Annotated in this window: 13 protein-coding genes; 1 reads left to right on the top strand and 12 read right to left on the bottom strand. The window is 58.9% G+C overall.

The features are described 5' to 3' along the window. Positions 1-368: hypothetical protein (locus AB5202_RS07080; protein ID WP_438265665.1), on the top strand; the 368-nt coding region annotated here is incomplete at its 5' end. A 110-nt stretch (positions 369-478) separates the two neighbouring features. On the opposite strand, the gene AB5202_RS07075 is transcribed toward AB5202_RS07080, so the two are convergent. The 12 genes from AB5202_RS07075 to rapZ form a co-directional block, all read right to left on the bottom strand. Next, complete coding sequence (locus AB5202_RS07075) at positions 479-1507, bottom strand: ABC transporter ATP-binding protein (protein WP_022094888.1); 1029 nt, start codon at positions 1505-1507, stop codon at positions 479-481. Further along, positions 1507-2598, bottom strand: coding sequence for an ABC transporter ATP-binding protein (locus tag AB5202_RS07070; protein ID WP_022094887.1), 1092 nt, complete (start codon positions 2596-2598; stop codon positions 1507-1509). The genes AB5202_RS07075 and AB5202_RS07070 overlap by 1 nt, the downstream gene beginning before the upstream one ends. Positions 2599-2600: 2 nt before the next feature. Further along, positions 2601-3536, bottom strand: coding sequence for an ABC transporter permease (locus AB5202_RS07065; protein WP_368144025.1), 936 nt, complete (start codon positions 3534-3536; stop codon positions 2601-2603). 14 nt (positions 3537-3550) lie between these two features. Beyond that, entirely contained in the window at positions 3551-4588 is a 1038-nt protein-coding gene (locus AB5202_RS07060) for an ABC transporter permease (RefSeq protein ID WP_117746680.1), read from the bottom strand. Positions 4589-4744: 156 nt separating this feature from the next. Continuing rightward, on the bottom strand, positions 4745-6421 hold the full coding sequence (locus AB5202_RS07055; RefSeq protein ID WP_368144027.1) for a peptide ABC transporter substrate-binding protein: 1677 nt from the start codon (positions 6419-6421) through the stop codon (positions 4745-4747). A 296-nt stretch (positions 6422-6717) separates the two neighbouring features. Continuing rightward, positions 6718-6972 carry a preprotein translocase subunit SecG gene (gene secG, locus AB5202_RS07050; RefSeq protein WP_368144029.1) on the bottom strand — a complete coding sequence of 85 codons (255 nt, stop codon included), beginning with the start codon at positions 6970-6972 and terminating at the stop codon, positions 6718-6720. A gap of 163 nt (positions 6973-7135) precedes the next feature. Then, positions 7136-8689: a 2,3-bisphosphoglycerate-independent phosphoglycerate mutase gene (gene gpmI / locus AB5202_RS07045; protein WP_368144030.1), complete on the bottom strand. Its 1554-nt coding sequence runs from the start codon at positions 8687-8689 to the stop codon at positions 7136-7138. A 5-nt stretch (positions 8690-8694) separates the two neighbouring features. Beyond that, positions 8695-9462, bottom strand: a complete 768-nt coding sequence (tpiA, locus tag AB5202_RS07040; RefSeq protein WP_368144032.1) for a triose-phosphate isomerase — start codon at positions 9460-9462, stop codon at positions 8695-8697. Further along, on the bottom strand, positions 9455-10645 hold the full coding sequence (locus AB5202_RS07035; RefSeq protein ID WP_035138885.1) for a phosphoglycerate kinase: 1191 nt from the start codon (positions 10643-10645) through the stop codon (positions 9455-9457). Before AB5202_RS07035 ends, tpiA begins: the two co-directional genes overlap by 8 nt. A gap of 140 nt (positions 10646-10785) precedes the next feature. Beyond that, entirely contained in the window at positions 10786-11811 is a 1026-nt protein-coding gene (gene gap, locus AB5202_RS07030; RefSeq protein ID WP_055286941.1) for a type I glyceraldehyde-3-phosphate dehydrogenase, read from the bottom strand. A gap of 193 nt (positions 11812-12004) precedes the next feature. Further along, on the bottom strand, positions 12005-12934 hold the full coding sequence (whiA, locus tag AB5202_RS07025; RefSeq protein WP_195503714.1) for a DNA-binding protein WhiA: 930 nt from the start codon (positions 12932-12934) through the stop codon (positions 12005-12007). A 6-nt stretch (positions 12935-12940) separates the two neighbouring features. Beyond that, positions 12941-13861, bottom strand: a complete 921-nt coding sequence (rapZ, locus tag AB5202_RS07020; protein ID WP_022094878.1) for an RNase adapter RapZ — start codon at positions 13859-13861, stop codon at positions 12941-12943. Between the last annotated feature and the right edge of the window lie 14 nt (positions 13862-13875).

The raw sequence follows: 13875 nt of genomic DNA, 5'->3' as shown, positions 1-13875 counted from the left end.
CCGCCGAGTACGCCGAGAGGGCCAGGGCGCGGGGAAAGAGCGACAGGGAGGTCATGAGGTGCCTCAAGCGCTACGTGGCCAGGGAGGCGTACCGGGCGCTGATGCGCCCGCACGAGGTCAGGAGGCCCGAGGACGCCTCGGAGCTCGTGGCGGCCAGGCGCGCGGCGAGGGTCAGCCAGGTGAGGGCGGCGTCCATACTGGGCACCAGCGAGAAGTACATCTCGATGCTGGAGAGGGGCCAAAGGGAGCTCAAGCCCATAAGGAGGGCCTACGAGGCATGGGTCGAGGCCGGACTTCCGCTCGATTGGGACAGGCAGGCCTTCGAGGCCGAGCGCAAAATGGATTCTAAAAGACACCTTGCCAAATAGGAGCGTCAGGACGGAGGAAGCCCCGCAGCGCGTAGCGCGCAGCGGGGCTTCCGACATGTCCGAGGACGTTCTGAAAAGTAACACCAGCACGGGCCCGGACAAACAACCTACTACAGGTCGATGTGCGATTCCTTGATCGGGAACGGCTCCGCGAAGTGGCACGCGCAGCAGTGACCAGGTGCAACTTCCTTAAACTCGGGAAGCTTCTCAGAGCAGATACCCTGAGCGATCGGGCAGCGAGTGTGGAAACGGCAACCGGTCGGCGGATCCAGCGGCGACGGCGGATCGCCAGCGAGGATGATGCGCTTGCGGGTCTTCTGGATATCAGGATCGGGAACCGGCACGGCAGACAGCAGCGACTGCGTGTACGGATGGTGAGGCTCGCTGTAGAGCGTCTTCCAGTCCGAAACCTCAACCATCTTACCCAGATACATAACGGCAACGCGATCGGAAATGTGCTGCACGACGGACAGGTCGTGAGCGATAAACAGATACGCGGTACCGAACTTGTCCTGGAGCTCCTTAAGAAGGTTCAGAACCTGGGCCTGAATGGATACGTCAAGTGCAGAGACAGGCTCGTCGCAGATAATCAGCTTGGGCTTCAGAGCGAACGCGCGGGCGATGCCGACACGCTGGCGCTGGCCGCCCGAGAACTCGTGCGGATAGCGGTTGATGTGCTCGGGATTCAGACCGACGACGTCCAGCAGCTCGCGGACGCGCTCGATACGCTCCTCCTTGGTACCCACGCCATGAATGGTCATGGGCTCGGAGACGATCTCGCCGATGGTCATACGGGGATTGAGCGAAGCATAGGGATCCTGGAAGATGAACTGCATCTCGCGACGCATGTCCTTGATCTCATGCTTGCTCATCTCGGCAACATCTTTACCCTGGAAGAACACCTTACCGGCGGTCGGCTTGGTCAGGCGCATGATGGTGCGACCCGTCGTGGACTTACCGCAACCAGACTCACCAACCAGACCAAAGGTCTCGCCCGGATAAATCTCGAACGAAATGTCATTTACTGCAGAGACAACACGCTTGGAGAAGCGCTTGGCGAACATGCCGGACTCAGCGGGGAACTCCTTAGAGAGGTGCTCGACCTTCAGCAGCGGAGTACGCTCGTTGGTATCTGCCATTACGCCTCGCCTCCCTTCTTGGAATCCTTGCGCGTACGGGACGTCTCAGGAGCGTTCTTGAGGAACTCGGGGTCACCGGAGTAGTGGCACGCAGAGTAATGACCAGACTCGGTGACAACGCGCTCGGGGCGCTGCTTGCGGCACTTGTCCGTCGCATAGGGACAACGAGGCGAGAACACGCAGCCCTCAGGCAGGTTCATGAGCGAAGGCGGGTTGCCGTGAATCGGCGTAAGCGGCTTCTTCTCTTCGATGGCCTGCTCCGGGATGGAGCGGATAAGGCCCCAGGTGTAGGGGTGGCGACTCTCGTAGAAGATTTCCTCAGCAGTACCGAACTCGACGGGACGGCCGGCGTACATAACCATGATCTTATCGGCCATATCGGCAACGACGCCCAGGTCATGGGTAATCATGATGATGGCGTTGCCGTTCTTCTCCTGCATTTCCTGCATGAGCTCGATAATCTGAGCCTGAATGGTAACGTCCAGAGCCGTCGTGGGCTCGTCGGCAATCAGGATATCGGGATCGCAGGCAAGAGCCATAGCGATCATGACACGCTGACGCATACCGCCGGAGAACTGGTGCGGATACTCATTGACGCGCTTCTCGGGCTCGGGGATACCCACGAGGTCCAAAAGCTCGGTAGCGCGCTTGAGCGCCTCCTGCTTGGAGTAGCCACGGTGCAGACGAAGGCCCTCGCCCACCTGCTTGCCGATCTTATAGACCGGGTTCAAGGAGGTCATAGGATCCTGGAAGATCATCGCGATGTCGTTTCCGCGAATGTGCTGCATCTCTTCCTCGGTCATCTCGAGGATAGAACGACCGCGATAGCGAACGTCGCCGCCCTCGATCTTTCCCGGAGGCATCGAGATGAGGCCCATGATGGTCATGGCGGTCACGGACTTACCGGAGCCGGACTCACCGACGACACCCAGGGTCTCGCCGCGATCGAGCGTGTAGGACACACCGTCGACAGCGCGAACGACACCATCCTCGGTATGGAAATACATCTTAAGGTCATCGACCTCGAGCAGATGCTGGCCCTCGGGAACCGGCTGGTCCTTCAGGTCCACATAGTTCTTGTTCTTCTTCATCCTTATGCGTCCTTCATCTTGACGTCGAGGGCGTCGCGCAGACCGTCACCCAGCAGGGTGAAGGCGAGCACCGTCGAGAGAATTGCCAGACCGGGCATGATCATCATCCAGGGGGCGGTCAGAAGATACTGCTGGCCGTCCTGAATCATGGAACCCCACGAAGGCGTAGGCGGGATAACGCCCATGCCGAGGAAGGACAGAGCGGACTCGGTCAAAATAGCGCCACCAATGTTCATGGTCGCGTAGACCACGATGGAAGCAACGGAGTTCGGGAAGATGTGGCGCATAACGATACGGGCATCGGATGCACCCATAGCGCGAGCGGCATCAACATAGTCGTTCTCTTTGACCGTTAGGATCGCAGATCGAAAGACGCGCGCAATCGAAGGCCAGCCAAGAATACCGATAGCGAAAAAGACGTTCTGGAGGCCACGGCCGATAACGGCGATCATAGCGACAACGAACAGCACGTACGGAAACGCCAGGAAGATATCCGCGCAGCGCATGATGATCGTATCCCAAATGCCGCCATAGAAACCGGCGAGGGCGCCCATGACCAGACCGATCACCGTGGAGATGGCAGTGGCCATGATGCCGACGGAAAGCGAAACGCGTGCACCGTAGATAACGCGGACGAGAATATCGCGACCAAGGGCGTCGGTGCCAAACGGGTGCTCTGCACACGGAGCCAACAGCGACGTCTCGGCCATGGTGGTCGAGTCGGAAGCCGTCGGCGAACCGAGCCAGGGCTTAGCCCACAGATCGGCGGTCAGGGCAACCAAAACGACGATGATGATCCAGCAGACACCGATAACGGCGAGCTTGTTCTTGCGAAGACGCTTAAAAGCGTCACCCCACAGCGTGCGGGACTTGGCGGGAGCAGATGCGGCCTTGGTGGCGGTAGCCTGCTCCTGAGACTGAGAATCAGTTTCCTGCATGAGACGTACCTCCCTTAGGCCTTATCCGACGGACCGCCAAGGCGGATGCGCGGGTCGAGGAATGCATAGCTAATGTCGACGAGCAGGTTAATCACCATGACGACGACGACGATGAGCGTAACGCCGCCCATAACGATGGGCCAGTCACGCATGCTAATGGCGCGATAGACCTCATAGCCGATACCGGGCCAGTTAAAAACCGTCTCGGTCAGGATGGCGCCCGAAAGCATGCCACCAAAGTCGACACCAATATAGGTAACGACGGGGATGAGTGCATTCTTAAGCGCATGCTTGACGATGATCGCGCGATTGGAGAGACCCTTGGCCTTTGCCGTACGGATGTAATCCTGGTTCATGACGTCAAGCAGCTGCGAGCGCATAATGCGGGCGGCATAAGCGGTCGAAACCGAAGCCAGCGTAATGGTCGGAAGCACATAGTGCATCCAATCCTGATACTGAGAGCTGGAACCGCCGGCACCCGAGATCGGCATGGAGATTGCACCGCCCGTAGCGTCCTTGAGGATGACGCCAAAGAACAGCTGCAGCAACATACCGAGCCAGAAGGCCGGGACCGCAACGAGGATCGACGTGGTGAGCGTTACCAAAATATCCCAGAAGGAATAACGCTTTACCGCCGAAATGATACCCGCACCGATACCCATGATTGCCTCGAGCACGATGGCGCACGCGGCAAGTTTGACCGTATACGGATACTTCTGGGCAAAAATTTCCGTAACCGGCAGCTTGCGCTGATACGAATTGCCCAGATCGCCATGAAGCAGGCCGTTCATGTAATACAAGTAACGGTCCACGAGCGACGTTTGAACGGGGTCGCCGTTCTCGTCAAGGATCGCGTTGCCGTCCTCGTCCGTCTGGACCAGGTGATAGCGAACACGAAGCTGAAGCTCCACCTCGGGGGACAGAGCCTTGTCTCCACCGATCAGCTTGATCGGATCTCCCGGCACGATATTCTGGAGGGCGAACAGAATCAGCGTAACGCCCAAAAACACCGGGATGAACTGAAGCACACGTTTAACGATGTACTTACCCATACCACTCCCCTATCTAGGGATTAACCTAAATGGGATGCCGATCGCCAGACCGGCATCCCAAAATTACCATCAGCCAGTTTACCCCAGGTTAGGGAGAACTGTATGTTTCCCATGAGGTCTACGTAAATACTTGACCCTCACGGAAGCTGCAAACTCTTAAGCGAGCTCAGCGGTACCCAGATCGGCGTGCTTCTGCGGATCGACATAGAGGTGCTTGATGCGATCGGAGCCGGCGATGGTGTGCGTGTAGAACATCACCGGGATGACCGGGCAGTCGGCAGCGACCATTGCATCGGCCTCCTGCATCTTAGCGACGCGCTCCTTGTCGTCAACCGTAGTGCGAGCCTCGTCGACCTTGGCGTCGAACTCGGGGTTGTTGTAACCAGAGCGGTTGTCGCCACCGAGGGAGTCGGAGTGGAACAGCGGATACAGGAAGTTGTCCATGATCGGGTAGTCGGCAATCCAGCCCAGACGACCGAACTGATAGTTGAAGTTCTGATACTGCTCGAGCAGGGCAGACCACTCGGGGGTATCGGAGACAGCGGTAACGCCAACCTTGGCGAGGTCGCCGATGATGGACTCCATGATCTCCTTGTGGCCACCGTCCTGGTTGTAGGAAAGGGTCACACTAATGCCACGGTCACCGTTGGCACCGGCAGGAGCAACCTTGTCGAGGTACTCGTTAGCCTTGTCGACGTCGTAGGCGCAGAACTCCCATGCGCCCTCCTTGTAGCCATCGATGCCCGGAGGAACAATGCCGTCGGCGGGGGTACGGGTACCCTTGTAGATGGTCTTGCAGATGGCCTCACGGTTAATGGCCAGGGAGATACCCCTACGCAGGTCAGCGTTGTTGAACGGCTCGGCCGTGTTGTTGCAGGTCAGGTAGTAGGTGGAAGGCTCGGCGCCGAGCAGCATGCGCTCGCCGTCACCCATGGTGTAGCCGTCCTTGGACACGCCGCGATCCTTCTTGGCGGCATCGATCTGAGCGACGGGAACGTCGCAGACATCGAGGTTACCGGCCTGGAACTCCTTGTAAGCGGTCTCCATGTCCTTGATGACCTGGAAGTGGATGCCATCGATCTTGGCCTTGTCGCCATAGTAATCGTCGAACTTCTTGACGTTGATCTCCTGGCCATCCTCCCACTTGCCGTCCATCATGAACGGGCCGTTACCGACCGGGGCAAGGTAGAAGCTCTTGACATCGGACTCGGCGCACTCGGGAACCGGGGCCAGAGCCGGGTGAGAGGCGACGAAGGGGAAGTCGGCGTAAGCGGAAGACAGCTTGACGACGAGGGTCTCATCGTCAGGGCACGTAACACCGCTGAGCTCGGTGGCGTTACCGGCAAGCAGATCGTCATAGCCCTCGACCATGGAAAGGTGATAGGAGACCTCGGAAGGGCCATACTCGGTAGCGATGGCCGACTTGGTGTTGACCAGACGCTCCCAACCGAGCTTGAAGGACTTAGAGGTAACGTCGTCACCGTTGTGGAACTTGGCCTTCTTGATCTTGAAGGTAAACTCGGTGGCGTCGTCGTTGGACTCAAAGGACTCGCAAGCCAGCGGAACGATCTCGCCCTTCTCGGCGTCGTAAGAGGTCAGAGCGTCAAAGAGCTGATACTCGACCTGAGTACCCTGGTCCTCCTGGACGTTGTAGGGGTCGATGCAGACCGGGTTGTTGATGTAGAAGTTCAGCGTCGAACCGGACTCAGAACCGGAAGCGTCGCCGCCCTTCTTGCCACATGCGGCAAGAAAAGCCATGGAGCTCGCAGCAAGGGTGCCGCCAACAAAGGCGCGACGACCCATAACGGGCTGGTGGAACATAGAATCAGCCATGCCATCCTCCTTATGAGATAGGACAAAGAAATGTTCAGTCGGACACATGTCGAGACAATCCGATCCGAACCATCAAAACGCTGCCCGCTGCTATGGCTGGTTATGCACAACAGGCCAACGTTTTGCAATACAGTAGCGCATATTATGCACGATTTGGGGCTAATTCCGGTTAACGGTCAAGAATTTCTTTAGTTGGGCGCAGTATGTGGTGATATTTTTGACTCTGTTACGAATATGTAAACAAAAAAGGGTCCCGCACTTGCGGAACCCTTTACAAGTACTTATGCGGCTCGTGATTAGTAGCCCACGATGCCCTGCGGGAAGAAGAACATGCACAGCACGACGCACACGGCAAACACGACACCCATGATGACGGTCAGGCGGTCGAGGTTCTGCTCCATAACACCTGTGGCAGAGCTGGAGTTATACAGCGAGCTAGCGATCATATCCGAAACGCCGGTACCCTTACCGGAATGCATCAGGACGAGAATCGTCAGCGCCACGGCAGAAACAGCCCAAACGACAAACAGAAGAATCTGGAACGGACCCATAGATAAGCTCCTTAATAGAACAATTCAAACTCCAGTACTGTACCACAATCCCCCGCTCTCCCCTACCTGCCACTCGGGGACGGTGCGGAAATGGCAGAAATACCAAAAAGGGGGTTGCCCGAATATGGGCAACCCCCTGCAAGAAAACGCTTGGAGTTTTCTCTTAGGCCTCGGTGGCGAGCACGCGACCCGTCATCTCGGCGGAAGGCTCAATACCAGCCATGGTGAGCATGGTCGGAGCGATATCGGAAAGACGACCGTCCTCGATACCGGTGAGCTGCGCCTTCTCATCAACGATGATGAACGGCACACGGTTGGTGGTGTGAGCCGTGAACGGATGCTTGGAACCGTCAGAAGCAACGTCAAACATGTGATCGGCGTTGCCGTGGTCGGCGGTAATCAGCGCAAAGCCGCCCTTGGCGAGAATCGCCGGGACAACCTTGGACAGGGCATCGTCAACAGCCTCGACGGCCTTAACGGCGGCGTCGAAGACACCGGTGTGACCAACCATGTCGCAGTTTGCGAAGTTCACGATGTAGAAATCAGCGCGATCCTCGTTGATGGCAGCGACGAGCTTCTCGGTAACCTCGGGAGCGCTCATCTCAGGCTGCAGATCGTAGGTAGAGACCTTGGGGGAAGCGACGAGCACGCGCTCCTCGCCCTCCTTGGGCTCCTCGATGCCGCCGTTGAGGAAGAACGTCACGTGGGCGTACTTCTCGGTCTCGGCGGTGTGCAGCTGCTTCAGGCCGTTGGCGGCGATAACGTCGGCCAGGACGTTCTCGGGGAACGTCTTGGGGAAGGCGACCTCGACGTCAAACGTCGGATCGTACTCGGTCATCGTCACAAAGTGCGAAAGCTTGATCTGCTCGCGCTCAAAGCCGTCGAACTCCTTGTCCGTGAACACGCGGGTCATCTGACGAGCGCGGTCGGGACGGAAGTTGAAGAAGATGGCCGCGTCGCCCTCGTGAATGCCCTCGTTGTGGGCAGCGAAGGGCTCGACGAACTCGTCGCCGCGCGGGTCCTTCTCGTAGTAGGCCTTGATACCGGCAACGGGGTCGGTATCAGCATCGGACGCGTTGACCATGACGTCGTAGGCGCGCTGGATGCGCTCCCAACGATTATCGCGGTCCATGGCCCAATAACGGCCCGAGACGGTGGCAACGCGAGCGTCGCAACCGGTCTCCTCGGAGATCTTAGCCAGGAAGGCGCAGAACTCACTCATGTAGCCGGCACCGGACTGCGGGTCAACGTCGCGGCCATCCATGAAGGCGTGGACGCGAACGGTCTTGACACCGTGCTCGGCAGCCATCTTGACCAGAGCCTCGACGTGGTTCATGTGGGAGTGAACGCCGCCAGGGCTCATAAGGCCCATGAGGTGGAGAGTCTTGCCGTCAGCCTTGACATCGTCCATGGCCTTGACGAAAACCTCGTTCTTGGCGATGGAGCCGTCCTTGATGGCATTGTTGATGCGCGAAAGCTCCTGGAACACGATGCGACCGGCACCGATGTTGAGGTGACCCACCTCGGAGTTGCCCATCTGGCCGTCGGGAAGGCCCACGTCCTCGCCCGAAGCACCGAGCGTGGTGTGAGGATACTTCTCGTACAGGCCATCAAGGAAGGGCGTCTTGGCAGCGGCGACGGCGTTCTCGCCATCAGCCGGAGCCAGGCCGCAGCCGTCCATGATAATCAGGAGTGCAGGAAGATGACGTTGTGCCATATGTCCTACTCGCCTGCCTTGACGACCATAGAGGCGAAGTCGGCAGCCTTGAGCGAAGCGCCGCCCACGAGGGCGCCGTCAACGTCGGGCTTGGCGACGAGCTCGGCGATGTTACCGGGCTTGGCGGAACCACCGTAGAGAACGCGGATGCCGTTGGCGAGCTCCTCGCCGAACATCTCCTTGAGGGTCTCACGGATAGCGCTGCAGACCTCCTGAGCATCCTCGGCGGTAGCGGTCTTGCCGGTGCCGATGGCCCAGATGGGCTCATAGGCGACGACGACCTGCTTGGGGCAGGTGATCTCAAGACCAGCAAGGCCAGCCTTGACCTGGTTCACGACGTGCTCGACATAGGTGCCGGCCTCGCGGACCTCAAGGGACTCGCCGCAGCAGAAGACGGGAACAAGGCCGGCGGCAACGAGAGCCTTGGCCTTCTTGTTCTGGTCCTCGTCGGTCTCGTGGAAGTAGTCGCGACGCTCGGAGTGACCGATGATGCAGTAGGTGCAGCCAGCGGACTTGAGCATGTCGCAAGAGGACTCACCCGTGAAGGCACCCTTGGCCTCCCAGTACACGTTCTGTGCACCGAGGGCGATGGGGGCAGCCTGAATGCGGTCATGAACCGTGGTGATGTCGATGGTCGGAGGGCAGACGAGCACCTCGACGCCAGCCGGAACCTCGGGCAGAGCCTGAGCCAGCTCGTCGGCGAGCTTGGCGGCCTCGGCGACGTCGTTGTTCATCTTCCAGTTACCAGCGATAAGAAGGGTGCGATTAGGCATCGAGAAGCGCCTCCACTCCGGGCAGGGCCTTACCCTCGACGAGCTCCATGGAAGCGCCACCACCGGTGGAGATCCAGCTCATCTTGTCGGCCAGGTTGAACTTGTTGACAGCTGCGACAGAGTCACCACCGCCGATGATCGAGGTGCAGTCAGCCTCGGCGAGAGCCTCGGCGATAGCCTGGGTGCCGTGAGCAAAGTTGTCAAACTCGAAGACGCCCATGGGGCCGTTCCAGAACACGGTCTTGGCGCCCTTGACAGCCTCGGCATAGAGCTCCTCGGTCTTGGGACCGATGTCCATACCCTCACGATCGTCGGGGATAGCGTCGGAAGCAACAACCTCGGGGACAGCGTCCTCGCCAAAGTGATCGGCAACACGGTTGTCGATGGGGAGTAGGATCTTGACACCCTTCTCCTCGGCCTTCTTGAGCATCTCGCCGGCGCGCTCGACCCAGTCCTCTTCCTTGAGGGACTGACCAACGGACAGGCCCTGAGCCAGGAAGAAGGTGTAGGCCATGCCGCCACCGATGATCAGGGTGTCAGCGGAGTCGATGAGGTGATCGAGAACGCCGATCTTGGAGGAAACCTTGGAACCGCCGACGATGGCGACGAAGGGGCGCTCGGGCTCGGCGAAGATGCCGGTCAGCGTGTCGACCTCCTTCTCGAGCAAGAAGCCGGCGACGGCAGGCAGGTAAGCGGCGGGGCCCACGACGGAACCCTGGGCGCGGTGAGCGGTGCCGAAGGCATCGAGAACGAAGACGTCACCATAGGAAGCGAGCTTCTTGGCGATCTCGGGATCGTTCTTCTTCTCACGCTTGTCAAAACGGACGTTCTCGAGAACGAGGACCTTACCCGGCTCGACGGCGGCGACAGCCTCAGCAGCCTTCTCGCCGTAGGTGTCAGCGACAAAGGCAACGTCGAGACCAGAGAGCTCAGCGAGCTTCTTGGCGACGGGCTCGAGGGACAGCTCGGGCTGGAAGCCGGTGCCCTCGGGACGGCCGAGGTGGCTCATGAGGATGACGCGAGCGTTGTGCTCAACGAGGTAGTTGATGGTGGGCAGGGCAGCCTTGATACGGGTGGTGTCGCCAACGACGCCATCCTTGATAGGCACGTTAAAGTCAACGCGGACGAGAACGCGCTTTCCGTCGACATCGATGTCGCGGACGGTCTTCTTGGTAAAGGCCATGTTTGCTTCTACCTTTCGTACGTGTCTGCCTCCCATTACGGCAGACGATTTCTTATAAAAAGGGCGCGACCCTAGGGTGTAAGCCCTATAAGGCCGCGCCCTTCTTTAGACGCTCAACGAGCTATTCGCTAAAAGCTAAATTAAGCAACGAACTTCTCGAAGTACTTGATGGTGCGGACCATCTGAGAGGTGTAGGAGTTCTCGTTGTCGTACCAAGAGGTGACCTGAACGAGGGTCTGGCCGTTGCCGAGGTCAGAGCACATGGTCTGAGTGGCGTCGAAGATGGAGCCGTGGGTCTCGCCGACGATGTCGCGGGAGACGATCTGGTCCTCGTTGTAGGCGAAGGTCTCGGGGATGGTCTCGGCGTAGGCCTTCATGGCAGCGTTGACCTCGTCGACGGTGACCTTCTTGTCAACGACGGCGTAGAGGTTGGTCAGCGAGCCGGTCGGCGTCGGGACGCGCTGGGCGGCACCGATGAGCTTGCCGTTGAGCTCGGGGAGAACCAGGCCGATGGCCTTGGCAGCGCCCGTGGTGTTCGGGACGATGTTCTCGGAGCAGGCGCGGGAGCGACGGAAGTTGCCCTTGCGCTGCGGGCCGTCGAGCGGCATCTGGTCGCCGGTGAAGGCGTGGATGGTGGTCATGATGCCGGACACGATGGGAGCGAAGTCGTTCAGACCCTTGGCCATCGGGGCGAGGCAGTTGGTGGTGCAGGAAGCAGCGGAGATGATGTTGTCCTCAGCGGTCAGCGTCTCATGGTTGACGTTGTACACGATGGTGGGCAGATCGCTGCCGGCCGGAGCGGAGATGACGACCTTCTTGGCGCCAGCGTTGATGTGGGCCTGAGCCTTAGCCTTGCTGGTGTAGAAGCCGGTGCACTCGAGAACGACGTCGACGTCAAGGTCGCCCCAAGGCAGGTTGTTAGCGTCGGCCTCCTTGTAGATCTTGATCTCCTTGCCGTCAACGGTGATGGAATCCTCGCCAGCAACGACCTCGTGATCGCGAGCGTAGTTGCCCTGCGTGGAGTCGTACTTCAGCAGGTAAGCGAGCATATCGGGAGAGGTGAGGTCGTTGATAGCGACGATCTCGGAGCCCTCATGACCGAACATCTGACGGAAAGCCAGACGACCGATGCGACCGAAGCCGTTAATAGCAACCTTTACTGCCATTGTGTCTCCTTTCGTAAGGCCCCCGCGAGCTACAGCGCCCGCCGTTGAGGCCCACAAACTAACCACTCGCCTAATATACCTTTTTTTTGACTTGAATTTCACGAGAATGCTCGAAATTGAAAATCAAATTTAAGTTAAAACGTTTTAAATACTAAAATAGCAGCTAAATCCATATATAAGTCGTTACTTCAAACTACCTGTTTGCTTCAATGAGCTTTTCAAGCCGTAAAACACGATGGTAGAGGGCTGACTTCGACAAGGGAGGGTCAGCCATCTCCCCCAAATCACGCAGCGACAGATCGGGATAGCGCTCGCGCAGGTCGCAAAAGACCGCCAAGGCATCCGGAAGCGCATCACGAAGGCCACGCTGCTCGAGCTCATCGATAAGCGCAAGCTGATGTTGGGCGGCACCGGCGCTTCTGGTCTGGTTGGCGAGCTCGGCGTTCACGCGACGGTTCACATCGTTCTTAACCAACTTGACCGCGCGCGCCTCCTCAATCTCGGCAACGCTGCGCTTGGCGCCAATCAGCTTTAATAGATGCTCGATTTCCTCGGCGCTCTTAATGTACACGGCATATGACCCCCGCCGTGCATTAACACGAGCATGGACCCCAATCTGCTCCAACAGATCGCAAAGCCCCTTGGCATATTGCTCGCCCTGCACAGCAATCTCCAAATGAAAATCGCCGCGTGGATCGGCCACGAAGCCGCCCGCGATGAGCGCGCCGCGGATATAGGCAAGTCTACAGCAAGGACGGGCAACGATATGTCGGGGTACGCCGGCGACAAGTCCTCCCCTACGTTCGAGGATACCCAGCAGAACCAAGGCCTTATCCAGGTCTGGCTGATCAGGCAAGGTGATGAGGTAGTTTCGAACCTTATGCAATACAGATTTACGGACGGTGAACTCCGTTTTGAGCTTAAGGATACGATGCGTCAGCGTGATCATCGTGCGCGCGACGGCTCCCGTCTCAGTCGCAACCGTCAAACGATACCGCCCAGAGCCGGTAAGCGAGAGCGTACCGCTCACGCGCGTGAGGGCGGCAAGCGTCGACAAGTCGCAGTATTCACATTCGGGTTCGCAGCGCGCAAGCTCGTCGCGCACCTCAGCGGTAAACGACATGCAGGCCTATGCCTTCGTGTTGGCGCGCGACAGGTCGCGGTGGGAGATGCTCACATGATACTGAGCGCCTTCCAGGTAACGGGCCGTGGCCTCGGCAATGGCAACGCTGCGGTGCTGGCCGCCCGTGCAGCCGATGGCGATAGAAAGCTGCGGCTTACCCTCCGCGATATAACCGGGCATGACCGTATCGAGCAGCTGTGTCCAAGCCTTCCAAAACTCCTGCGTCTTGGGATGGTCCAGAACAAAATCGGAGACCTTTTTATCGAGACCGGTCATCGTGCGCATCTCGGGATCGTAGAACGGATTGGGCAGGAAGCGGACGTCGATCATAATATCCGCTTCGACGGGCATGCCGTGCTTAAAGCCAAACGAGAACACGTGGACATCCATAAGCTGCTGGTCGGACAGCTCGGAAAATGCCATACGCAGCTTGTTGCGCAGCGCAGAGGTGCGCAGACGGCTCGTGTCGATAATCATATCGGCTCGGTCGCGCACGCCCTGCAGCTGAAGGCGCTCGCGCTGAATGGCATCGGCCGTAGTCTCCCCCGGCTTGGCAATGGGATGACGGCGGCGATTTTCGCTGTAGCGACGAATCAGCACCTCGTCAGAAGCCTCCAGGAACACGATGTCGCAGCTCATCTCGCGCTCTTCGAGAGCGGCGACCGCATCGAGCAACTCGTCAAACAGTCCCTGGCTACGCAAATCGCAGGTGACGGCGAGATGCCTGCCCACGCCCGTATTGATGCCGACGAGCTCGGCAAGCTGGGCGATGAGACGCGGAGGCAGGTTATCGATGCAAAAATAGCCCATGTCCTCGAACACGTGCATGGCCTGTGTGCGGCCTGATCCGGACATTCCGGTGATGATGACGATATCGGGGATGCGCTCCGAGCGCTCCGCCGCATCCATGGCATCTCCCTTTTGCATGTGTTGCCTCCCGA

The organism is Collinsella aerofaciens, assembly GCF_040915545.1.
GTDB lineage: Bacteria > Actinomycetota > Coriobacteriia > Coriobacteriales > Coriobacteriaceae > Collinsella > Collinsella aerofaciens_BE.
The sequence above is the reverse complement of the archived record's forward strand: the minus strand, read 5'-3'. Positions and strand labels throughout refer to the sequence as shown.